Origin of the sequence: Marinobacter shengliensis (genome assembly GCF_003007715.1) — a bacterium.
GTDB lineage: Bacteria > Pseudomonadota > Gammaproteobacteria > Pseudomonadales > Oleiphilaceae > Marinobacter > Marinobacter shengliensis.
In genome coordinates, this window is the sequence record NZ_PXNO01000019.1 from 210,719 (window position 1) to 232,238 (window position 21,520).

The 21,520-nt window shown below is 59.4% G+C and carries 19 protein-coding genes; 9 read left to right on the plus strand and 10 right to left on the minus strand.

Annotated elements, in window-relative coordinates:
• Window positions 1-58 precede the first annotated feature (58 nt).
• Both C7H10_RS04740 and C7H10_RS04745 read right to left on the minus strand, forming a co-directional pair.
• A complete protein-coding gene (locus C7H10_RS04740; RefSeq protein WP_106693954.1) occupies window positions 59-796 on the minus strand; it encodes an alpha/beta fold hydrolase in 738 nt (245 codons plus the stop codon).
• Window position 797: 1 nt separating this feature from the next.
• Complete coding sequence (locus C7H10_RS04745; RefSeq protein WP_106693955.1) at window positions 798-1,898, minus strand: M14 family zinc carboxypeptidase; 1,101 nt, start codon at window positions 1,896-1,898, stop codon at window positions 798-800.
• Between the two features lie 151 nt (window positions 1,899-2,049).
• Here C7H10_RS04745 and C7H10_RS04750 point away from each other — a divergent pair, with 151 nt between their 5' ends.
• On the plus strand, window positions 2,050-2,904 hold the full coding sequence (locus tag C7H10_RS04750; RefSeq protein ID WP_106693956.1) for a substrate-binding periplasmic protein: 855 nt from the start codon (window positions 2,050-2,052) through the stop codon (window positions 2,902-2,904).
• On the opposite strand, the gene C7H10_RS04755 is transcribed toward C7H10_RS04750, so the two are convergent.
• On the minus strand, window positions 2,877-3,854 hold the full coding sequence (locus C7H10_RS04755; RefSeq protein WP_106693957.1) for an META domain-containing protein: 978 nt from the start codon (window positions 3,852-3,854) through the stop codon (window positions 2,877-2,879). The genes C7H10_RS04750 and C7H10_RS04755 overlap by 28 nt on opposite strands.
• 403 nt (window positions 3,855-4,257) lie before the next feature.
• On the minus strand, window positions 4,258-4,698 hold the full coding sequence (locus C7H10_RS04760; protein WP_106693958.1) for an META domain-containing protein: 441 nt from the start codon (window positions 4,696-4,698) through the stop codon (window positions 4,258-4,260).
• A 109-nt stretch (window positions 4,699-4,807) separates the two neighbouring features.
• Between C7H10_RS04760 and C7H10_RS04765 the strand changes: the two genes are divergently transcribed.
• The 4 genes from C7H10_RS04765 (at window position 4,808) to C7H10_RS04780 (ending at window position 8,528) form a co-directional block, all read left to right on the plus strand.
• Window positions 4,808-5,545, plus strand: coding sequence for a glutathione S-transferase family protein (locus C7H10_RS04765; RefSeq protein ID WP_106693959.1), 738 nt, complete (start codon window positions 4,808-4,810; stop codon window positions 5,543-5,545).
• A 126-nt stretch (window positions 5,546-5,671) separates the two neighbouring features.
• Complete coding sequence (locus C7H10_RS04770) at window positions 5,672-6,646, plus strand: sterol desaturase family protein (RefSeq protein WP_106693960.1); 975 nt, start codon at window positions 5,672-5,674, stop codon at window positions 6,644-6,646.
• On the plus strand, window positions 6,612-7,547 hold the full coding sequence (locus tag C7H10_RS04775) for an alpha/beta fold hydrolase (RefSeq protein WP_106694077.1): 936 nt from the start codon (window positions 6,612-6,614) through the stop codon (window positions 7,545-7,547). Before C7H10_RS04770 ends, C7H10_RS04775 begins: the two co-directional genes overlap by 35 nt.
• A 90-nt stretch (window positions 7,548-7,637) precedes the next feature.
• The gene (locus C7H10_RS04780) at window positions 7,638-8,528 is read left to right on the plus strand and encodes an alpha/beta fold hydrolase (RefSeq protein WP_425269115.1); all 891 of its coding nucleotides are present in this window, start codon (window positions 7,638-7,640) and stop codon (window positions 8,526-8,528) included.
• Window positions 8,529-8,602: 74 nt separating this feature from the next.
• Here C7H10_RS04780 and crp read toward each other — a convergent pair whose 3' ends face one another.
• Window positions 8,603-9,244, minus strand: coding sequence for a cAMP-activated global transcriptional regulator CRP (gene crp, locus C7H10_RS04785; RefSeq protein WP_007153756.1), 642 nt, complete (start codon window positions 9,242-9,244; stop codon window positions 8,603-8,605).
• 280 nt (window positions 9,245-9,524) lie between these two features.
• On the opposite strand from crp, the gene C7H10_RS04790 reads away from it, so the two are divergent.
• The 3 genes from C7H10_RS04790 (at window position 9,525) to C7H10_RS04800 (ending at window position 11,877) form a co-directional block, all read left to right on the plus strand.
• Window positions 9,525-9,947 carry an OsmC family protein gene (locus C7H10_RS04790; protein WP_106693961.1) on the plus strand — a complete coding sequence of 141 codons (423 nt, stop codon included), beginning with the start codon at window positions 9,525-9,527 and terminating at the stop codon, window positions 9,945-9,947.
• A 144-nt stretch (window positions 9,948-10,091) separates the two neighbouring features.
• On the plus strand, window positions 10,092-10,883 hold the full coding sequence (gene speD, locus C7H10_RS04795; RefSeq protein WP_106693962.1) for an adenosylmethionine decarboxylase: 792 nt from the start codon (window positions 10,092-10,094) through the stop codon (window positions 10,881-10,883).
• A 133-nt stretch (window positions 10,884-11,016) separates the two neighbouring features.
• Window positions 11,017-11,877, plus strand: coding sequence for a pirin family protein (locus tag C7H10_RS04800; RefSeq protein ID WP_106693963.1), 861 nt, complete (start codon window positions 11,017-11,019; stop codon window positions 11,875-11,877).
• Window positions 11,878-11,880: 3 nt separating this feature from the next.
• Here C7H10_RS04800 and C7H10_RS04805 read toward each other — a convergent pair whose 3' ends face one another.
• A complete protein-coding gene (locus C7H10_RS04805) occupies window positions 11,881-12,747 on the minus strand; it encodes a phosphoribulokinase (RefSeq protein ID WP_072676143.1) in 867 nt (288 codons plus the stop codon).
• Window positions 12,748-12,765: 18 nt separating this feature from the next.
• On the minus strand, window positions 12,766-16,518 hold the full coding sequence (locus C7H10_RS04810) for a DUF1631 family protein (protein WP_106693964.1): 3,753 nt from the start codon (window positions 16,516-16,518) through the stop codon (window positions 12,766-12,768).
• A gap of 193 nt (window positions 16,519-16,711) precedes the next feature.
• Here C7H10_RS04810 and C7H10_RS04815 point away from each other — a divergent pair, with 193 nt between their 5' ends.
• Entirely contained in the window at window positions 16,712-17,782 is a 1,071-nt protein-coding gene (locus tag C7H10_RS04815) for an aminopeptidase (protein WP_106693965.1), read from the plus strand.
• On the opposite strand, the gene argA is transcribed toward C7H10_RS04815, so the two are convergent.
• Genes argA through C7H10_RS04830 form a run of 3 tightly spaced genes read right to left on the minus strand, consistent with a single transcriptional unit; the run spans window position 17,756 to window position 21,517 of the window.
• Window positions 17,756-19,063 carry an amino-acid N-acetyltransferase gene (gene argA / locus C7H10_RS04820; protein WP_072678107.1) on the minus strand — a complete coding sequence of 436 codons (1,308 nt, stop codon included), beginning with the start codon at window positions 19,061-19,063 and terminating at the stop codon, window positions 17,756-17,758. The two genes, C7H10_RS04815 and argA, sit on opposite strands and share 27 nt — an antisense overlap.
• Window positions 19,064-19,080: 17 nt before the next feature.
• A complete protein-coding gene (gene argE / locus C7H10_RS04825) occupies window positions 19,081-20,250 on the minus strand; it encodes an acetylornithine deacetylase (protein WP_106693966.1) in 1,170 nt (389 codons plus the stop codon).
• 22 nt (window positions 20,251-20,272) lie between these two features.
• The gene (locus C7H10_RS04830) at window positions 20,273-21,517 is read right to left on the minus strand and encodes an acetylornithine deacetylase (protein ID WP_106693967.1); all 1,245 of its coding nucleotides are present in this window, start codon (window positions 21,515-21,517) and stop codon (window positions 20,273-20,275) included.
• Window positions 21,518-21,520 lie beyond the last annotated feature (3 nt).

Genomic DNA, 21,520 nt, shown 5'->3' on the forward strand with positions numbered 1-21,520 from the left:
TTGATCTGACATCAAGGCCTTGAGAGTGAACGGAAAAAACGGTTGCGTCAAGCAACTGCTATTGCCCCGGCACCCATTCCCGAATCTGCCGGATAACCCAGGCGGGCTCGTCCAGGGGCAGGTCGTGACCCGCATCCGGATGCAGTTTCAGGGTCCAACACCAGCGCTTTTCCAGCTCCGCACTGCACTGCCAGTGCACAATCCGGTCCCCTTTGCTGGCCAACAGCAAGGCATCGGCCATCGGTGCCCTGGTTTGAGGCTTATAGCGGGCTGCTGCTGCCAACTGCCGTATCGCATTGTGGAACGACACCGGGCGCTGACGCTGAATGCTGTACCAGGCTTTGCAGAGAGACAACGGCACCTCGCGGTTGGAGGTCAGCTCAAGGATATCCCGCTCCCGGTGGAACAGCTCCCGCCTGGCCAGCAATCGAAGTACCCGGGGCCAGATGCCCGGCCGCATCCTGCGCCAGGGCGGGCTGAAGCCTGAACTGGTGTTGATCAGAACCAGATGCTGCAGTTCACCGGGCTCAGCATGCTGCGCCCAATCCAGCGCCACCATTCCGCCCATGGACAACGCCACGATGGAGAACGGGCGCGGGATATGACCAACCTGCTCAAGCACCTTCTGACGGATACCGGCAATGGTGCAGGGGCTGTCGTCCCGATAGTGAATACCGGTACCGGGCAGATCCACCAGATGCACCTGGTCATTCGGCATTGCCGTCCGCAATTGCTCGACAAAGGGGCCCCAGTGACCGTGTTCACGCGTCAAACCCCTGAGCAGTATCCAGTGCATATCATCGGGTATCCCTGTACCAGTGCATGATGGCCGCTTCTCTCAGCATGGACTGCTGCTCACCGGTGGGCAACCAGTTCAGGTGACTGGCCGCCGCACTGATCAGAAAGTCCATCCAGGTCAGATGGCTGCGCAGTACGCGCTGATGCCGGTGTGGCACCAGCGGGTTGAAAAATCCATCCAGCCGGAACAGTTGCCGTGGGCGTTTGCGTATCCAGCGCCAAGACCCCATTTCCAGGGTCAGGGGTAGAAACACACCGCTGTTTTCCCGGTTTACCTGTTTGTAGAAATAGTCCCACAGATCGCCATGGGTCAGGTAGTGGGCAGACTGGGGCTCAAACCGGTAGTTGTGATTGGGGTAGGCCTGCTCCCAGATCAGTTTAAGCGCCATAACCGAATCAATACGTCGCATCGGGCGGCGGCGATAGGCATAAGGAAACCAGATCTGGTCCTGCCAGCCAAAACCGGAATGGCAATCCAGTGCCAGACTGAACGGTCGGTTTGGCAACAGGTCCTGAATCACCGCTTCCAGCGCCTGATTTTCCACTTCCATCCCCTGCTCTGGCCGGCCCCGATACCAGGGTAGTCGAGACGACCATTGCTGGCCGCCCAGTAAAAAGGCACTGCCATCCTGCGCGGTAATGGGCGCGTTGCGCATCAGATCCACTCCGCTGGGATTGCTGCGCTGGTTCAGATACATGCCACCGGGGTTCACAATCGGTATCAGGGTAATGTGGACTTTCTCAAGCAGGGCCTTGAGATGCTGGTCCCAACCCAGGCGAGCCAACAGGGAATCCAGCCAGGCCATCACCACCTGGCTGCCAATACGTTCCAGCCCATGCACCCCACCCACAATCAGTACCACCGGAACATCCGTCGCGGGCGTGCCAAGGTCCACCCGATAGATCGGCAACCCCATGGGACCAACAGCCACTCGGCCAGCCACCTGAGTGCTGACGAAATCCGGTGCTTCGGCCAACTGTCGCTCCAGCTGTACCAGCTCCGGCAGAAAGGTTCTGAGCAGTCGTTTTTGATGACGATCCCGGCTGGCCTGCTCAGCCGGAATGACGCTGTGGGGAGTCAGTGCCCGTAGTTCGGTCATGGTGCAATCTCTGGTCGCTGAGCCCCGGAGTTTACCTCCGGAATGCTGCAATAGATTGACAGCGTTACAGCCCCAAATATGCAATACAAACTATTCAGGAAGCGATATGATTAAGGTGTCTGCCCCGATACTGATGGCGGTTTAACCTTCCATGTTCAGAACCCTGTTGCTCTCTGTGTTTTTCCTGTTCTCGGCCTGTTCTGACCAGACGCCGACGGATTCACCAGAAACCGACGCTCCGAACCAAGCCGACCTTTCCAGTGCCGCTCCCGAGCAGGCGACAGCCGCCGGTGCCGCCATTCGGCGCGTGATACTCGCCGCAGACCCATGGTGCCCACACAACTGCCTGGCAGGCGCGCTGCAGGAGGGCTACATGGTGGATATTGCCAGGGAGATCTTCGCGGAGGCGGGCTACGAATTCGATTACCAGAATTTCGGCTGGGCACGCTCGCTGCAGCTGGCGCGGGAGCAATTGATTGACGGAGTGGTTGGCGCGCTGAAGGGCGATGCACCGGACTTCATCTTCCCCGAGACCGGCCTTGGCGAAGCCCGAATTACGCTATATACCCACCCGCAAAGTCAATGGGAGTATGACGGCATTGACTCCCTGCAGGGCAAGACCTTACTGGTGATTAACGGGTACGCCTACTCTCCGGAACTTGATCACTATATCAGCGAATATACGGATGATTCCGAGCGGATCTGGATTCTGTCTGGCCCGGCACCGCTGGCCCGAGCCCTCCAGCTTCTGGAACGCGAACGCACCGACGTGTTTGTTGAAGACAGCGCCGTGATGTCCTGGTTCCTGGCTCAAAACACGTCCATTGCCGCCCCCAGAAACGCGGGGCTGGCCTACGAGGCGCCCCTGTTTATTGCCTTCCCGCCGGAAAACCCTGACGCAGCCGAACTGGCAAACCTGTTGGACAGCGGCCTCGCCCGGCTGACGGCCAATGGCAGGCTCGCCGCCATCCTGTCGGCTTACAGGCTCTCTGACCCGGACTTATAGGCGGTAATCGTGTCACCGGCCGCGGTCCGCAACAGCAGCTCGCCATGGCGGCCAATTCGGCCATCGACCACCTCTGACATCAGGTCAAGAAACCGCTGTTCCTGGTTCATTAACGCCGGCGCGCAGGCCATCAGCGTGGTGGCCGGCGGCGTAAAGCTCAGGCCTTCTCCGGTCAGCCGGAAACCACCGGAATAGCGGTTACAGGAGGCCCGGCCCGCAACCCGCCCTTCGTCAAGAAACTCGATCGTGATCCGGGACCGGTCGATGATCCCGCTGCCGGCAAGATCCTCAACAACCCATTCCGCACCGCGGAACAAACGTTCCCGGTCACCACCGCAGCCCATGAAGGTTTCACCGTCCAGGGTCAACCGAACCTGCGCCGGATACTGGGCCCCGGCCATGTCGTCCTCGCACAGCTGGTGGGCTATGCGGAATTCCAGTGCCTGACCGTCGAACCGTGCCTCGTAGGTTCGCCCGTGCCGGTTGGCCAATGTTTCATTCAACACGATCTGCTCGCTGAGCTGCTGATCGTATGGACGGCTCAGGGTCATCTGGTTCTGCTCAATCTGCACCGACCAGAAGGGCTCGGTACCGATGGCACGAAACGAACTTTCGATGGCCCCCGGCTCCAGGCACTCGGGATAGACCTGTCCGCGCAATGTCAGTGTGCCCCGCTCTCCCTTGCCCCAGAAACTGGTATCCGGGTCGCCCGGCGCCTTGTAGAGCGCACCGGAGGCAGCCACTGCCGGCTTCAGAAGTACCCGCTTGTTCAGGTATTCCAGCCCCACCAGATCACTGCCTTCGGAGCTGGTCATCCGGACATCCAGCTGACCGCAGCGATATTGGCCAAAATCGGACAAGCCCTCGGTTTGTGGATGGGAGGCACAGGCTGCCAGGGTGAGGCCCGTCAGCGCCACGACGGACAACGGCAATACTCGTCGCAAAAACATGAACACATCCTCTGTTGTTCCATACTACAGGTCGCTAGTGTCCCGTCTGGCTAATTCCTTAATCTACTGCTTGCCTCTGAGGACTCTGACCAAGGCGTCAGTCTGCAGATGTGGTGGTTCCACATCAAGGACTGACAACACCGGCTCAGAGTCCTCAGAGGCAAGCCCTTCGGGAGCTCCTGAGAAGCCGAAAAGCGTCGTTCTGCTGTCTCGATTTGGAACCACCAAACCTTCACCAGCACGCCTAGCTCTTCGGCTTCTCAGGAGCTCAGTAGATTAAGGAATTAGCCAGACGGGACACTAGTTTAGAGATTCCCGGCGCGATTAACCATCATTGCGGTCACGGGAACCTTGCATCCCGGAAAACAACCTTCGACGTGTCTCAGACAACCAGCGGAGCGGATTACTCCCGACCGCTGGACTGTGGTACCGCAGTCATTTTTGTTCCATCGGCCGTTTCAAGCACCAATCGGCCGTCAGCCTCGAACTGATAATGCTGTACATCCCCCAGCAGCTTCAGAAACCGGTTTTCCTGCTGCATCAGAGGTTCAGGGCACGCCATGCGGGTGGCCGCCATGCGAGAGAGTTCAAGCTGGGTGCCATTGGCATCCCAGCCCCCCTGGTAGCGGTTGCAGGAGGCACTTCCGGAAACCCGCCCTTCGTCAGTAAAGGCGATGGTGACATCACTGCCTTCTGCCACCGGGTCGCCGTCAATTTCCTCGACCTGCCACTGACTCCCTGCCAGGTTCATGGTTTTTCCCGTCGCCCGCTCCTGGGACAGGGAACATCCCCATAACGACCCGGTGACCAACAACATAGCGAGGATATTCTTTGCAAGACTCATATAACCCCCTGAAATTTATGGAACAACCTTCACAGTCTACGCCTCGCCTGGTGGGAAATCGCTGACAGAAGCGTTAATCTTGCGTCATCAAAACACCGGGAGCACACCCATGACTGTCAAGCTCTACCAGTTCTGTATTTCCCACTATTCGGAGAAAGCCCGCTGGGCACTGGACTACAAAGGCGTCAACTACAAGCCGATCAACCTGCTCCCGGGCCAACACGCGCGAACCATCACACAAATGACCAGGGCGGATTCCTCGGTGCCGGTGCTGGACCATAACGGCCAGATCATTCAGGGCTCAGCGCAGATCGTGGATTATCTGGACCAGATGTTCCCCGACAACCCTCTGACACCGGAAGACCCAGTACTTCGTGAACAGGCCCTGGAATGGGAAAAAAAGCTGGATGAACAAGTTGGGCCAGCGATTCGCACCTGGGTCTATCACTACTTTCTGCAACGGCCCAAAGTGGTGGTTCCTTTGCTCGCCGCCGGCACCCCGTTCTATAACCGGATTCTGCTCAGCCTGGCCTTCAGCCGGGTGGACGAGATCATGCGTAAGTGGATGAAGATCAACCAGAAAACGGCAGATGCGGCGCAACAGACCCTGGAGCAGCTAGTCACCGAACTGGCGGACATCTACCGCCAGCGGCCCTACCTGGTGGGCGACCGGTTCAGCCGGGCAGATCTGGCCGCCGCAGCCCTGCTGGCGCCGCTGTTCCAACCGCCCCAATATCCAGTGCCCTGGCCAAAACCCGCCCGTATTCCCAAACCGGTACAAAGCTGGCTGGAAGAGTGGCGCCCCAAACTCGAGCCGATCGAAGCCGTGTACCAGAAGCATCGCTGACGGTGTTCGTGTGTCGGAAACCGCCACTTGCGCTGACGTAATAGGACAGCGTGTTTGGCGATGATTGTGCCAAGGCGATGATTGTGCCAAGATAGACCCTGAACAAGAACAACACCGGGTTCCTTAATGGTACTGATAGACATGATGCAGGCGGTGCTGGAAAACAGCGGCCTGCTGGCACTCTGGCAAACCGTAGCCCCTTGGCTGGCACTGGATGAGCGCCAGCTTATTTTTGTGGTAGCCACACCGATTTTCGTCAGCGTTACCCTGTGGGAATACCTGAAAATCCGCCACGACCCGGCGCTGATGGATACCCGCGAGGCGGTCCGGAATTTCGCCCTGGGCGCTGGCTACCAGACCACAGAGCTGTTGTTCGCAGGCATGATCGCTTTTCCGGTTTATGCCCTGTGTTATCACTTCCGACTGTTCGACCTCGAGCTCAACTGGCTCACTGCCTTTCTGACCTTCCTGGGTGTCGACTTCTGTTTTTACTGGATGCACCGGGCCAGTCACCGGATGCGCTGGTTCTGGGCCGCCCACGTAGTGCACCACTCGTCAGAGCGGATGAACTTCTCAACCGCGATGCGCCAGAACGCCACCAATATTTTCAACGGCATGTGGCTGTTCTATCTGCCGCTGGCACTGGTCGGTTTCAATCCTGTCTGGATTGGCGTGGCCTATGCGTTTTCTCTGGTCTACCAGTTTTTTATCCACACCACGCTGGTTGGGAGACTGCCCGCCTGGGTCGAAACGGTATTCAACACGCCAAGTCATCACCGGGTCCATCACGGTCGCAACCCCGGCTACATCGATCGTAATTATGGCGGCACGCTGATCATCTGGGATCGACTGTTTGGCACCTTCGTGGACGAAGATGCCAAGGACCCGCCCGAGTACGGCATCACCCGCCCGGTGGCCTCAAATAACCTGATTGTGCTGTGGACCCACGAATACGTGGACCTGTTCCGCGACATGCAACAGCCAGGCGGACTATTGTCTCGACTCAAACACCTGTGGAAACCGCCGGAGTGGCAACGCCCGGCCGCAAAGGAACCCGGCCAGGACCATGCGCAAACAGACCCTGCTACTGACAACCCCTGACAACCATCAGATCAACGCGACCCTGTTTGAGCCAGAGCCGTCACCCGACTGCTGCCTGATCATCAGTCACGGCATGGCCGAACATGGCGACCGCTATGCGGCCCTGGCCTCCTGGCTAGCCGGCCAGGGCGTGGCGGTCATCAGCTATCACCATCGCGGCCATGGCCCGGGCAGTGGTCACCCGGGACACTACGCAGACTCGGACGGCTGGCAGAAAGTGGTGGACGACCTGAACCAGGTGGTCCACTACGCCCGGGAACAGATGCCGGGCATTCCAGTCGCCCTGCTGGGCCACAGCATGGGCTCGTTCATTGCCCAAAGTTACGCCCAGGAATACGGCCAGAACCTGGATACGCTGATCCTGAGCGCGACCAACCGAATCCACACAGCTGAACTTCGGCTCTCGCTGCTACTGGTGCGCCTGATACGGGCGTTGCGTGGGCAGCGGCACGCCAGCAAGACCATTGCCCGGATGACGTTTGGCAAATTTAATCGAATGTTCAAACCCAACCGCACGCCCTGTGACTGGCTCAGTCGGGACCCACATCAGGTGGATCTGTACCTGGCCGACCCCTGGTGTGGATTCGAATGCACCACCGGGCTATGGCAAGACTTTATCCAGGGTATGCTGTCGATCAATCCCGCCCGGTGGCGCCCGGACCTGCCCGTTCACCTGTTCGCCGGCACCGATGACCCGGTGGGCGAAATGGGCAAAGGCATACGCCGCCACTTTCAGGCCATTCGGGAGGCCGGCGTGCAACAAGTCACCCTCCGGCTGTTTGAGGGCGGGCGTCACGAAACGCTGAACGAAACCAATGCTGACGTGGTCTGGCAGCATCTGCTGCAATGCTTGCCAGGCCGAAGCCAGGGCCTCAGGCGCGACAAGGCCCTGGCAGGCTGACATCACCGGCATGGTTTCTGGCCTGTTTGGCCGCAGAGCCTGCCACCGGATACCGCTAACCTGATCAGACTTCAACGCCACCACAAGGTAATGATCAGCGTGAGTATCGAACAAGAACATTGGGTGACCAGCGGTGACCTGCTCCTGTACGCCAGAGTCGAAGGTAATCCCCAGGCCACGCCATTGGTATTGGTACACGGCTACCCGGACAACCACAGTGTCTGGGATAAGGTGACCGAGCAACTGAAAAAGGATTATCTGGTCGTCCGCTATGACGTTCGGGGCGCTGGCCGCTCCGACAAGCCTGCCAGGACCAGAGCCTATCGCATGAAGTGGCTCGCGCAGGACCTCAAGGCCGTGGCTAACGCGGTGATCCCGGATCGCAGCTTCCACCTGGTGGCCCACGACTGGGGCTCTATCCAGAGCTGGGAAACGGTGACCACCGGAGCCCTGGATGGGCGCATTCGATCCTACACCGCCATTTCGGGACCTTGCCTGGATCACGTGGGCTACTGGTTGCGGGACCAGATCATGGCACCCCGCTCCGGGGGCACCACCAAGGTCCTGAAGCAGCTGGCCAGCTCCTGGTATGTGTTCATGTTCCAGTTGCCGGTGCTGCCAGAAACCCTGTGGAAGGCCGGCCTCGACTGCTTGTGGCCGGGGTATCTTCGCAAACACGAACAGATTGCCGATGCCCAGTTCAGCGAATACCAGAAAGCCGACGGCCACTATGGCGTCAAACTCTACCGGGCCAACTTTATCCGCAAGCTGCTGCGACCAGAACCGCGACTGGCAGGCTGCCCGGTGCAGGTGATCATCCCCACCCGCGATGCCTATGTGGGCCGCCAACTCACCGAGAACCTGGCCCGCTGGACCGGCAAGCTGACCCTGCAGGAACTGGACACCACGCACTGGGCGCCCATCACCGAACCGGCGGCCGTATCACGGTCTGTGCGGGAGTTTGTCGAAGCCCATCGCTGATAAGGGCGACCACCACAACGCAAAAGGCCGCTGAAATTCAGCGGCCTTTTGGGCAGTTGCCAGGTGGGAATCGTTCAGCGGGTGCCGTACACCACCATGGTTTTGCCCTTGACCCGAACCAGACCCTGGTCTTCCAGCGTTTTCAGAACGCGGCCCACCATCTCCCGGGAACAACCAACAATACGGCCAATCTCCTGGCGAGTGATCTTGATCTGCATGCCATCGGGATGGGTCATGGCGTCTGGCTCCTTGCACAGGTCCAGCAGGGTGCGCGCCACCCGGCCGGTCACATCCAGGAACGCCAGGTCGCCAACCTTGCGGGTGGTCTGGCGCAGGCGAGAAGCCATCTGCTCGCCGATGAAATAGAGCACCCTCGGGTCCTGCTGGGCGATCTCACGGAACTTGGTGTAACTGATCTCCGCCACCTCACACTCGGTCTTGGCCTTGACCCAGGCACTGCGGGAATCCATGTTGTCGAACAGGCCCATTTCGCCGAAAAAGTCTCCGGCGTTCAGGTAGGCCATAATCATCTCGCGGCCATCATCGTCTTCAATGATGACGGTGACGGAACCTTTGACGATGTAAAACAGGGAGTCGCTTTTGTCACCGGCATAAATAATGGTGCTTTTGGCGGGGTAACGCCGACGGTGGCATTGGGAAAGGAAATAATCCAGGTGTTTGGTTTTCTGCTCAACCGGCTTGACGATGGTAGCCATAGTGCGGGACATGCCTCCTCAGAGTCTGGCGATTCCTGATGTTTTTCTGCCCCGCATTTCCTTGCGGGTTTCGCGATTTTTATTGTTTGCAGCGCAACTTATAACAAGAAGGTCATCTTTCGGCAACTCGAAAGCGGATACAAGATGTATCTGGGATCAATGCCTCTTTGGTCGCAAGCGGTAGCTGTCGCCACTATCAGACTGTGCTAGCATCCTCCATCAGGCTCCGGAGCAACCTTGATCACATCCGGACATAAACCATCACCCATGGGAGAACCCGATGAAAGCAACCGTCGACTGGACCGGCAACGCCAGTTTCAGGGCTACCAGCGGTAGCGGCCACAGTGTGCAGATGGACGGTCCGCCCGATCATGGCGGCGAAAACCTCGGGCCACGCCCCATGGAAATGCTGTTGATGGGTGTGGGTGGCTGTTCGGCCTTTGACGTAATGAGCATCCTGAAAAAGAGCCGGCAGGAGGTCACTGCCTGCCATACCGAGCTTGAAGCAGAGCGAGCCGATGCCGTACCGGCAGTTTTTACCAGGATTCACCTGCATTTTGTGGTCAGCGGCCACAACCTCAAAGAGAAGCAGGTCGAGCGGGCGGTCAGCCTGTCTGCTGAAAAATACTGCTCAGCGTCCATCATGCTCGGAAAAGCCGGCGTAGAGATCACTCACAGTCACGAAATCCGCGCCGCAGAGTAAGCGATTTCCGTAGCCAGCGCGCCCCATGCCGCCAGTGGGGCCACCGTAACCAAAAATGTCATTGTAGATACTATTCATTGACACACACGGTATGCATAATACGCAACTTTCTCCGCAGGTCTGCGCAAAAGGTGAGCAATTATTATGGAAACCAAACTCCAGCTGCACGGTTTCAACAACCTGACCAAATCCCTGAGCTTCAACATCTACGATATCTGTTACGCGCAGACCGAAGAACAGCGTGAAGCCTACATTGACTATATCGACGAGATGTACAACGCCGAGCGTCTGACCCAGATTCTGTCTGACGTGGTCAAAATCATCGGTGCCAACATCCTCAACATTGCCCGCCAGGACTACGAGCCCCACGGCGCCTCTGTGACCATGCTGATTGCCGAGCATGAACTCACCGACAGCGAAGCCAACAATGAGGAATCTCCGGGCCCGCTGCCCGACACCATCGTGGCGCACCTGGACAAGAGCCACGTGACCGTTCACACCTATCCGGAAAGCCATCCCCACGATGGCGTCAGCACCTTCCGCGCCGATATCGACGTGTCCACCTGCGGCCTGATTTCACCCCTGAAGGTGTTGAACTATCTGATCCACAGTTTTGACTCCGATGTGGTCACCGTGGACTACCGGGTGCGCGGCTTCACCCGTGATGTCGATGGCACCAAGCACTACATCGACCACGACATCAACTCGATCCAGAACTACCTGACCGAAGACACCCAGAACGCCTATCAGATGATCGATGTGAATGTGTACCAGGAAAACCTGTTCCACACCAAGATGATGCTGAAAGAGTTCAACCTGGATAACTATGTCTTTGGCGTGAACGCCAACGAACTGGACCCGGCCGAAGCCCAGTCCATCGAGGACCGCCTGCGGCGCGAAATGCTGGAAATTTTCTATTCCCGCAACGTGGAATAAGCTCGCTCAGCGGTGGCATCGCGCCACCGCTGAACTTCTTCAGTTTTTTTGATCTGCCCCGCCAGAATTCTGCGTTTTCATCCTTCGTCTCTCCCCGGTTTAATAGAATCATCATCAACGAGAGGAGGACGACATGACGCTTCGCTCCCTGAAACAAATCATTCCCGCCCTGGGCACCTCTGATGGCGCCGGCGTAAAAATCAAACGCTCACTGGGTCAAAGCCAGGCCATTCGCATGGACCCTTTCCTGATGCTGGATGAGTTTGGCTCCGACCAGCCCCAGGACTATATCGCCGGCTTCCCTGCACACCCGCACCGGGGCTTCGAGACGGTCACCTACATGATCGAAGGGCACATGCTGCACGAAGACCACCTGGGCAACCGTGGCAACCTTCGTAATGGTGGCGTGCAATGGATGACCGCCGGCCGGGGCATCGTGCATTCTGAAATGCCGCAACAGGAATCCGGTGTCATGCGCGGCTTCCAGTTGTGGCTGAACCTGCCGGCAGCCGAGAAAATGAAGCCAGCCGGCTACCGGGATATTCAGCCCGAAGACATCCCAGTGTTCAATCAGCCCGGAGCCTCCGTAAAGCTGATTGCCGGCGAGATGAACGTCAGCGGCGTGCAGGTATCCGGTGCCGTGACCGGCGGTACTACCGAACCGCTATACGCCGACATTCATCTTGAGCCCAATGCCCAGCTTTCGCTGCCCGTGGCACCGCCCCTGAACGCCATGCTGTACCTCTACGAGGGCAACGCGAGCCTGGTGACTGGTGAGGCACAAACCCAACTTCGGCTATCCGCCGCCAACCTGCTGGATGACGGCGATGAGATCCTGCTGGCGGCTGGCCCATCCGGTGCCCGGCTGCTGTTGATTGCAGGCCGCCCGATAGGTGAGCCGATTGTTCAGTACGGGCCGTTCGTGATGAATACCCGTGAGGAAATCGAGCAGGCACTGAGGGATTACCAGACCGGGCGCTTAACCGCCGCCTGAACATCAGGCGAAGGTTCGGCCCGCCATCAGGCGTTGGATCATGGGGCGGATGATCAGCTCCATGGCCAACGCCATCTTTGGCCCCGGAATCACCAGCGTGTCGTGGCGTGACAGCGTGCTCTGGGGAATGGCCTGCAACAGCCAGGAAAAGTCCACCTCGTTGGAGTCGCGAAAGTGGATCACCACCATGCTTTCATCTTCACTGGGCACATCCCGGGCGATGAAGGGGTTGGAGGTATCCACCAGCGGTATCCGCTGGAAGTTGATGTGGGTATGGGAAAACTGGGGCACGATATCGTGCACGTAGTCTTCCATGCGGTTGATGATGGTCTGTACCACGGCCTCCTGACTGTACCCCCGCTGGTTGGTATCCCGATGGATTTTCTGGATCCATTCCAGGTTGACAATGGGCACCACGCCGATCAGCAGGTCAACGTACTGGGCAATGTTGAAACTTTCGCTGATCACTCCCCCGTGTAGCCCTTCGTAGAACAGCAGGTCCGTGTCTGCCGGTAGTGGTCCCCAGGCGGTGAATGTCCCCGGTTTATGACCGGCCTCAACCAGCTGGCGATCTTCATCGTGAACGTACTGGCGGTATCGTCCGTTGCCAGTATGGCTGTAGTCATAGAACAAGGCTTCGAGACGGTCGATATGATTGGCTTCCAGGGCGAAGTGGTTACGCTCGCCAAACTGCCCCTTGGCCGCCAGCCTGGCCATCTGCTCCCGGGTGTACCGGTGGAAACTGTCACCACCCACCATGGCGGCGTTCAACTCCTCACTGGCAAACAGCCGCCTGAAAATCTGGCCGGTGGTGGTCGTGCCGGCCCCGGAGGAGCCGGTCACCGCAATGATAGGGTGGCGTTTGGACATAATGAGCAATTTCCCGGATCAGGTCAGGCTGGTAAGCAAGCGTGGTTTTTCAACAACAAAGCCCTGAGCATAGTCCACACCCAGCTGTCTGAGCATATCCAGAACGTCTCGGGATTCAACCTGGGAGGCAATGACTTCCCGGTTCATGTAGTGCGCCATATCCACCATGGATCTCACCATTGCCTGATCAGTCTGGCTCGACACCAGCTGGCTGGTGAAGGCGCTGTCAATCTTGATCAGATCCACCGGCAGGGAACGCATGAACTGGAACGAACTGGGGCCACTGCCGAAATTACCCAGGCAGAACCGGCAGCCCAGTTCTTTCATTTCCAGGATGAAATCGGCCACCGCCTGCACGTCGCTGATGGCAGACGCCTCGGTCAGCTCAAACCACAGCCGTTCGATGGGCGCGTCTTTTTCACTGAGCTTCTCATAGATAAATTCCAGCAAGCTCTGATCATTCAACGAATACCCAGACAGGTTGATACACACGCCCCCGACATGTCGGGGGTCCGGTGCCTGGTCCCTCAGCCAGTCCAGCATATGCCCGACCACCCAGCGGTCCACCGCCTGCATGCGATCATAGCGCTCAGCCATGCGTACAAAATCCTGGCCGGTTATCAGGGCGCCGCTGTCATCGTACATGCTGATCAGAATCTCATACTGGGCCGTCATCCGGGCCTCGGCATGAAGCGGTATGATCTTCTGGCAGCGCAGCAGCATGCGATCTTCATCCGGATCCGACAGGCTGGCGACGCGCGCAGCGATCTGCTCCTGGCGGGCCTGGTCATCGGCATCCAGGGTATATTCGGCGATCTTGCCCGGCCCCATTTTCCGGGCCTGGGATAACGCCTGCTCCGAACTTCTCAGCCAGCGTTCAGCACTCACCAGAGCCGGCAACTCGGCCACCAGGCCAACGTTCGCCGACAACGTATACTGGCGGCCGCCAAAGGCAAACTCTGCCGATTCAATGGCCTCGATCAGGGCCGCGGCCACATCCTGGCCCTGCTCTTCCGCAACCAGCATGGCGAACTCATTGCCGGCCAGGCGCGCCACCGGCATGCCATCACCCACATGGCGGCACAACAGCTCTGCCACCTGTTTGAGGGTTTCATCACCAGCCTGGTAGCCAGCGGTATCATTGAGCAACCGGAAGCCACGCAGGTCCAGATGCAACAGAGTGCGGCTGTCTTCACGACGGGCCAGCTGCTGCTCCAGCATCCGTTCGAACTCCCGGCGGTTGAGCAAACGGGTCAGCTCGTCATGGGTGGATGCCCAGGACAGCTGGTCATAAACGTTGCGAACCATGCGGTCGATACTTTCATCCACCAGCGGTCGGTCGTACTGGTTATCAGGCACGATGATGCCCTTGCGCATCTGTCGGGCCAACGCGTCCAGCTCCAGCTCAACCACTCGCATGCCCTGATGATTGACGAAGACAAATCGGCTAAAGCCCCGGGCAATCCAGACCAGCCGAATATACTGGGGTTCATCAGGCCGGGTCTGGTCCCGCAGCCAGTCCCCGGTACGCAGCTGCTGTGACCGGTTGATCCAGCGCTGAAGGCTGCGTTGTTCCCGCTCGTTGAGGGTTTGCGGGTCTTTCTCGGCTGGTTTTGCAGGCGGCACTTCGACCATCTCAGGGGTTTTGTCGGGCCGGCGAACCAGGAAGTGCTTCAATTCATCGCGAATCTGGGATGACGGCATGTGATTGCTGGATATCGACGCCAGGCCGTCCTGGATCAGCCGCAAAAGTTCCGGCAGGTTGATACTGCTCTCCGGATCATCGGCAAAGGCCAGCAGCGAATCAATCACCGCCAGGTAGTCCTGCCAGAGCTGACTGTCTGGCCCCTGGCGAATCCAGGTCAGTGACAACAGGTCCCGCCAGCCGCCTTCCAGCAAACTGACCAGCGCCCGGGGCACCTTTCGGCCGGCGATGCGCTGATCAATCGCAGCGCTCACCGCCGCCTTGGACTCAGACACCTTCTGGGCACCCTCGGCCGCTGCCGTTACCCGCTCGACGTTCCGGCGATAGACCAGATTCTGCCGGTCAATCAAGGTGTCCAGCTCGGTCACTGTCTGTTCAAACACGCCGGTGTCCTGCTCGAAATCCGTGGCAATGCGCTGAACCAGCTCGTCGACCCGTCGCTGGACCACCGGGTTCAGGCGGCCACCCTTGACCCCCAGCTGGGCCAAACGGTTCATCACGCCGCGGACAGGGCTGTCCTGATCCTCAAAAAACGCCGGATCCCGCATCACCACCTTGAGCACCGGCACTTCCAGCTGACGCATCCGGGCCTGCACATAGTCACTGAGTTTGGGGCTTTCCACGACACTTTTGAAAAAGCGATCAACGACATCCAGGGTTTGCTGCTGCTCGTCATCCAGCCGGGCTTCGCCGATTTCCTTGATCTTCTCGACCACCCGCTCTTTCAGCGGGGCGGCGGATTCTTCCGGGCCCACCGCGCGTACCTGCAACTCCTGCAATTCCCGGTGCAGTTCACCGGTCGACAGTGGGCGCGCATTGGGGGCAAAGTCCTCCCGGGGACTTTCCCCTCGGGAAACCCGGCTTGCCTGCAGGGTTGTGAGCAGATTACGAACGGTGGAAAACGCCGTCTGGGCGGCCTGGGCGTAGCCGCGGAATTCACCGGATAACCGGCTTTTGAGGGCTCGGCTTGCGGGCGTGGCGCGGGATTCCTCGGCGGGCTGGGCCGGGCTCTCGGCTGGGGTCTCTTCTGGCCTGGTGACTGCCGGCGCGGGCGTGGGCTCGTCCTTTGGCGGTGCCTGCTCACTGAGGTATTTGGACAAGTCCAGGTCTGGCAGCACGCCATGACGAATAAGAATGTTGTTCAGTTCCCGGTACAGCGGCGCTAGTTGTTTAAGCACGGTTTGCTCAAAGGTCTTCAGGCAGACTTTCTCCACCTCTCTGGTTGCCTTGAGCTGTAACAGGGCATGATGGAAGGCCTCACAGACCAGCGCTGGCCCAAGCGGGTTGTGGTGGCCGGTGCGATTGGCGATACCGAGCTTGTCCAGTCGCAGCTTGAGCTGAAGCAGGTCGCCCCGGTACTGGGTATCGGCCCGGGTGACCATTACCCGGATGGTCAGCCAGTCTTCGAACTCGTTCTTGTCGACCACAGACAACTCAGCCCCCGGCACCCCCTTCTGGGCTGGTTTCAGAGGGGATTCCAGAAACCTCGCCATATGGTGCCAAAGAATCCTCTGGCGTGCCTGGAGCTGCCCTGAGGCGTCCATATACTCGTTGGCCAACTGATCGCTGGGAGCCTTCTGGGCGGCCTTGCGGAGCGCATCGACCATCTGCACGAAACAGGCATCCATCAGCGGTTCGATGAAACTGGTCACGGTTTTGGCAGACTGATGCAGCACAAACTGCACACGCTCACTCGGCGCCCGCAACGACGACCTGGCCTGATCACCACTGCTGCCGCAAAGCTGCAGCATGGCATTCAGGGCGTCCGGATTGGAGCGGGTGAAGTTCACCCCCATAGCGCCATCTATGCGCCGCACGGGGCTGACATGCAATTCATATCGGCGCTGGCCGTCCACACCGCGAAACCGAACCACCAGCTCGGACGGCTGGCTTTGATCGAACACCCGGTCCAGTTTTCGGGAGGTTTCACCGGAATAGCGGATGAACAGGCCTTCGGCGCAAAAATCAGCAATCTGGCAGGGCCAGGTATTACCGCCACCTGCGTCGATCTGTGCCGCGAGTTTAATGGGCTGTCGGGTACTGCTACGACGTTCTCTCGGATCCATGAACTACCTGACCAATTGATAAGCCGGCCTGGTCGCCAATGACCGTCGCCCTGGCGAACATCCCTGAGTTAGTGGCTGTGATCTGCTGTTATGATAAAAAGAGTATAGCCAGCCCCGGAAAACAGCCAGCGAGCCTGTCACGACGAGCACCAGGGCGGAGCCGGAAAGACCATCAATCACAACGTACGGATACATGAGACAGCTTAGTCAGATCTATCTTCTTTTGCTACTGTTAACAGGGCTCCAGGGGTGTTCGACCATTGGCTACTATGGCCAGGCAGTGGGCGGCCATCTTTCACTGATGCTGCGTGGCCAAACCGTTGAATCGGTCGCCCATGACCCACAAACCGACCCGGAGCTGAAACGCAAACTGGCCGTTGCACAGTCAGCACGCACGTTCGCCAGGGACACACTTCAGCTGCCGGTAGGCAAGGCTTTTACCAAATACGTGGAACTGGACCAGCCCTGGGTGGTGGTCAACCTGGTTGCTGTTCCAGAATTCTCCCTCGAGCCTCACCAGTGGTGTTATCCCGTGGTGGGCTGCCAGGCCTACCGAGGCTACTTCAATCTGGAGCGGGCGCGCAAGGAGCAGGCCCGGTTCAACGCACAGGATTACGACACCTTTATTGGCGCCGTCACCGCCTATTCCACCCTGGGCTGGTTTAATGACCCGCTCCACACCGGCTTTACCAGCCTGCCGGATGACCGCATGGTGGCGCTGATGTTCCACGAACTGGCCCATCAGGTGGTGTACATCAAGGAAGACACCGCGTTTAACGAAAGCTTTGCCACCGCCGTTGAACTGGAAGGTCTGAGGATCTGGCTGGAGCAGCAGGCATCCGAGGCCGGCTTTGAGCGTGCCCTGCAACGGCTGGAGCACCGTAATCAGACCCTGGACCTGGTCAACAAGACCAGCGCACAACTGCGGCAGCTCTACCAGCAACAGCAGGTGCTGAACACCGATGTACTCCGGGAACGTAAAGCAACCCTGATGGAGGAACTGGCCAACGCCTACGCCGAGCTGGCAGAACACTACCCGGAGCCTGGTCCCTTCGGCGCGCCACCGGTACGCCTGAACAACGCCAACCTGGCCCTGTTCCAGCAGTACAACCAGCATGTGCCAGCGTTCCGCCAACTGTTGCGAGATCATCGCTACGATTTCGGGCAGTTCTATGGAGCGGTTGAGGCCCTGTCCAGGGCCACGCAGGAAGAACGAGAGCTCGAGCTCAGTGCGCTGTCACAGAGGTTTGTAGAACACCTTTGAGTTGCGCTGGGTGTTGTAGGAGGCCAGCTTTGGCCCGGGCAAATCCTGCACCGCCGTGGGCAGAAAACCCCGCTCCCGGAACCAGTGCTCGGTCTGGGTGGTGAGTACGAACAGTTTGCGAATGCCCTGCCCCTTCGCCAGCTTTTCAATCATCGCCAGAATGTCGTCACCACGCCCGGCACGCCGGTAGGAGGGGTCGACCGCAAAACAGGACAGTTCACCGGTGCCTTCGTCCGGGTAATGATACAGGGCAGCACAGCCAACGATGGTGCCATCCCGCTCGGCCACGACGAAGCGGTCCACTTCGGTTTCCAGCATTTCCCGGGAGCGGCGCACCAAAATGCCCTGCTCTTCAAGGGGCTGGATCAACTCCAGAATACCCCCGATGTCTTCCACCCTGGCCTGGCGGATCTGCTCGTAGTTATCGCCGCTGACCAGGGTACCAGAGCCATCCCGGGTGAACAGTTCCTCGAGCAGTGCGCCATCTTCCACGTAGCTGATGATGTGGGCCCGGCGCACGCCTTTCACACAGGCATCACAGGCTGCTTTGAGCAATGCCGCGTCGTGGCCGGTCACCACATTGGTATTGAGGCGCTCCGACGCCTGGCGAGCCGACAGTTCCCGAATCAGCGAGCCGTCTTCTTCAAGCAGGCCTTCGTCATCGATGAACACGATCAGTTTTTCTGCCTGCAACGCAGCCGCTACCTGGCTGCCAACGTCCTCGTAGGACAAGTTGAAGGCATCGCCGGTGGGCGAGTACCCCATGGGCGGCAGTAGAACGATGTGGCCCTGTTCCAGCAGCTGTTCGATGCCACGGGTATCCACCCGGCGCACTTTCCCGGTGTAGCCGAAATCCACGCCATCCAGCACGCCCACGGGCTTGGCGGTGACATAGTTTCCACTGGTGACCCGGATTCTGGCATTGTGCATGGGCGAGTTGACCAGGCCCATGGATAACTGGCTCTCCAGGTAGGCCCGCAATCCGCCAATAGCCTCCATAACCAGGGGCAGGTGGTTATCCGGGGTGATGCGCAGGCCACGGGCAAAGGCGGACTCCAGGCCGGCGTCGTCCAGCCGGGACTGAATCTGCGGGCGACCACCGAAGGCCACCACCAGGCGCACACCCAGGCTGCTGAGCAAGGCAATATCGTGGATGATATTGATGAAGTTCCGGTGCTCGATGGCATCGCCAGGCATGGTCAGCACAACGGTTCGGCCGCGATGAGCGTTGATGTACGGAGATGAGTGGCGGAATCCGTGCAGCCATTCGTTCGATTTCAAACCTTTCTCCCCTTCCATCACAGACAAAACTGCTTGATCAGCCCGCGCAGAATATCCACGGTTGGTTGTAATTGCGACATCTCGAGAAACTCATCCGGCTGATGGGCCTGGTCGATGGAACCAGGCCCCATCACCAGGGTTTCCAGGCCCAGCTTCTGCAACCAGGGCGCCTCGGTGGCGAAGGCAACCGCATGGGCGGTATGGCCGGTCAGCGCTTCACAGGCCTTGACCAGGGCGGCGTCGGCCGGCGTTTCGAACGGCGGCACACCATCGAACAAGGGCTCGAAGGTGAGATTCAACTGCCGGCGCTCGGCCAGTGGCTGCATCCGGTTGAGGATTGCCTGGCGCAGCGTTTCCATGTTCATCCCGGGCAGCGGGCGCAAGTCAAAATGCAGTTCGCACTGGGCGCAGATCCGGTTCGGGTTGTCGCCCCCGTGAATACAGCCGAGGTTCAGCGTCGGCACCTGCACCTTGAAATTGGGGTTTCGGTATTTCTCCTGCCATTCCGTGCGCAGACTCAGCAGTTCCCCCAGGGCCTCGTGCATTCCCTCCAGGGCATTACGACCAAGGTCCGGGTTGGAGGAATGGCCGGACTGACCATCAAAGCGCAGCCGCTCCATCATGATGCCCTTGTGCATCCGCACCGGCTTGAGATTGGTCGGCTCGCCGATCACCGCGTACCGGGCCTTCGGTTTGCCGGCCTCAGCCAGGGCCCGGGCGCCGTTCATGGAACTCTCTTCGTCTGCGGTGGCCAGGATGATCAGCGGTTGCTGAAGCGGCTGGTCGACAAAGGCTTTGGCCGCTTCAATGGCCAGCGGAAAGAAGCCTTTCATATCGCAGGTGCCCAGGCCGTACCAGCGATTGTCCTTTTCGGTCAGCGTGAACGGATCACTTTGCCAGCGCTTGTCATCGAACGGAACGGTATCGGTGTGGCCAGACAGCACCAACCCACCCGGACCGCTCCCCAGGATGGCAATCAGGTTGTATTTGCCCGGCATGCCCGGCACTTCCAGGATTTCCACCGCAAACCCCATGGGCTCCAGCCATTCGGCCAGGGTTCTTACCACCGCCTCGTTGCTGTGGTCCCAGTCTGGCGATGCGCTGCTGATGGAGGGCAGCGAAATCAGCCGGGTCAGCATGTCCCGGATGTCCGGTACGGTCTGTAACTTGTCAGTGCTGTGCGCCATGGTAGCCTCCCGGCCGTTGATCTCAGTCTGCCCTGCCCCGCCGCCAGACATCAAATTGGGTGATGGCCCGAATCAATATTGGATAAGCCACCTCTCCGCCGGCGACGGTGCGTGACACTTCCAGCTCGCGCTCACCCACGCTGACCAGGCGACCTTCTACCTGATTGCCGTTAGACAGCGTCACCCTGACCTGCCGCCCCAGCCAGCTCTTCGCCCCTTCCAGGTCCGCCGGGTACCATTGCTGAACGCCGGGCTCCTCCCGGGGAATCACCGGTTCCAGCGCCTCCAGGGGCAACTGTGGCTCAGGGACTACCATTTCGGTCAGGTAGATGTCGGGGACCCCGGCACCATTGTAGTCAACCGACCAGGCCGCTTCGGGCGCCGATTCGGAACGCACGGGTATGCCAAACGTTTTGGCGCCGAGGTCAATGGCTAATTGCAACTCGCCACCTTCCATCAGCCACTGTCGATAGAGCGCGAGCAACTGATCGCTACCATCGTAGCCGCGGGCTTTCAGGCCTGCCTCCATCACCGAGACAGCGTTACGGGCCCATTGGTTCACGTCCTGCCCGGTTTCCCGGGCACAGTAAGCCGACAGGCGGCGCATCAGGCCAGCATCACGAAAAGTAATACGAACCGGTTCAGCGCTGCTCTCCAGGGTGGCCGCCAGGCCGGAGAGATGAACCCGGGCGCCCGGCCATTCCGCCTCCAGGCTGCCGGTTTCTGCACTGTTGATCTCCAACCGCACTCCCTCAGAGCTCTGCTTCAGGTGCACATCACCGCGAATAGCGGAAATGCCCATGCGCATCAGGTCGCCACTGCCCAACTGCTGCCGGGGATCAGGTGCACAGGCCAGTGACACCAGCGGCGGCAGCCGCGATTGTGTCTCGGTACCCGCGGTCAGCCAGTTCCGGAACATGGTAGGCTCCAGAGCCATGCTGGCCTGCTCTGCCGCCAGCGACCAGGTCGCCGGCAGCGGTGACGGGTTGGCCAGGGTGGTCAGCAGGGTCACCGGGGAACCGGCATCAAACTCAATCAGACCCAGCTGCAACGGCTGAGTCAGTCGGAAATCTTCCCAGCGGGATTGCCTCAGGGTCACCCGGCCGTCCAGCGCGGAGCCAATCTGGCCTCGCTCCAGCACACCATAGCCGGAGAGCTCCGACCGCGCTTGTGCCATGCGCTGATCCGTCAGCCACCAGACGCCGGCCTTGAAACCGACAAAAGCCACGATTCCCAACGTGATCAGAAATGACAACAGGCGCTTCATCCG

What these genes read in the sequence shown, in the direction of transcription:
- argE (WP_106693966.1), bottom strand. Translation starts at nt 20,250, where the DNA reads ATGGCGCACAGCACTGACAAGTTACAGACCGTACCGGACATCCGGGAC.
- C7H10_RS04770 (WP_106693960.1), top strand. Translation starts at nt 5,672, where the DNA reads ATGGTACTGATAGACATGATGCAGGCGGTGCTGGAAAACAGCGGCCTG.
- C7H10_RS04740 (WP_106693954.1), bottom strand. Translation starts at nt 796, where the DNA reads ATGCACTGGATACTGCTCAGGGGTTTGACGCGTGAACACGGTCACTGG.
- C7H10_RS04780 (WP_425269115.1), top strand. Translation starts at nt 7,638, where the DNA reads ATGATCAGCGTGAGTATCGAACAAGAACATTGGGTGACCAGCGGTGAC.
- speD (WP_106693962.1), top strand. Translation starts at nt 10,092, where the DNA reads ATGGAAACCAAACTCCAGCTGCACGGTTTCAACAACCTGACCAAATCC.
- C7H10_RS04765 (WP_106693959.1), top strand. Translation starts at nt 4,808, where the DNA reads ATGACTGTCAAGCTCTACCAGTTCTGTATTTCCCACTATTCGGAGAAA.
- C7H10_RS04830 (WP_106693967.1), bottom strand. Translation starts at nt 21,517, where the DNA reads ATGAAGCGCCTGTTGTCATTTCTGATCACGTTGGGAATCGTGGCTTTT.
- C7H10_RS04815 (WP_106693965.1), top strand. Translation starts at nt 16,712, where the DNA reads ATGAGACAGCTTAGTCAGATCTATCTTCTTTTGCTACTGTTAACAGGG.
- crp (WP_007153756.1), bottom strand. Translation starts at nt 9,244, where the DNA reads ATGGCTACCATCGTCAAGCCGGTTGAGCAGAAAACCAAACACCTGGAT.
- C7H10_RS04800 (WP_106693963.1), top strand. Translation starts at nt 11,017, where the DNA reads ATGACGCTTCGCTCCCTGAAACAAATCATTCCCGCCCTGGGCACCTCT.
- C7H10_RS04810 (WP_106693964.1), bottom strand. Translation starts at nt 16,518, where the DNA reads ATGGATCCGAGAGAACGTCGTAGCAGTACCCGACAGCCCATTAAACTC.
- C7H10_RS04755 (WP_106693957.1), bottom strand. Translation starts at nt 3,854, where the DNA reads ATGTTTTTGCGACGAGTATTGCCGTTGTCCGTCGTGGCGCTGACGGGC.
- C7H10_RS04745 (WP_106693955.1), bottom strand. Translation starts at nt 1,898, where the DNA reads ATGACCGAACTACGGGCACTGACTCCCCACAGCGTCATTCCGGCTGAG.
- C7H10_RS04775 (WP_106694077.1), top strand. Translation starts at nt 6,612, where the DNA reads ATGCGCAAACAGACCCTGCTACTGACAACCCCTGACAACCATCAGATC.
- C7H10_RS04760 (WP_106693958.1), bottom strand. Translation starts at nt 4,698, where the DNA reads ATGAGTCTTGCAAAGAATATCCTCGCTATGTTGTTGGTCACCGGGTCG.
- C7H10_RS04805 (WP_072676143.1), bottom strand. Translation starts at nt 12,747, where the DNA reads ATGTCCAAACGCCACCCTATCATTGCGGTGACCGGCTCCTCCGGGGCC.
- C7H10_RS04790 (WP_106693961.1), top strand. Translation starts at nt 9,525, where the DNA reads ATGAAAGCAACCGTCGACTGGACCGGCAACGCCAGTTTCAGGGCTACC.
- C7H10_RS04750 (WP_106693956.1), top strand. Translation starts at nt 2,050, where the DNA reads ATGTTCAGAACCCTGTTGCTCTCTGTGTTTTTCCTGTTCTCGGCCTGT.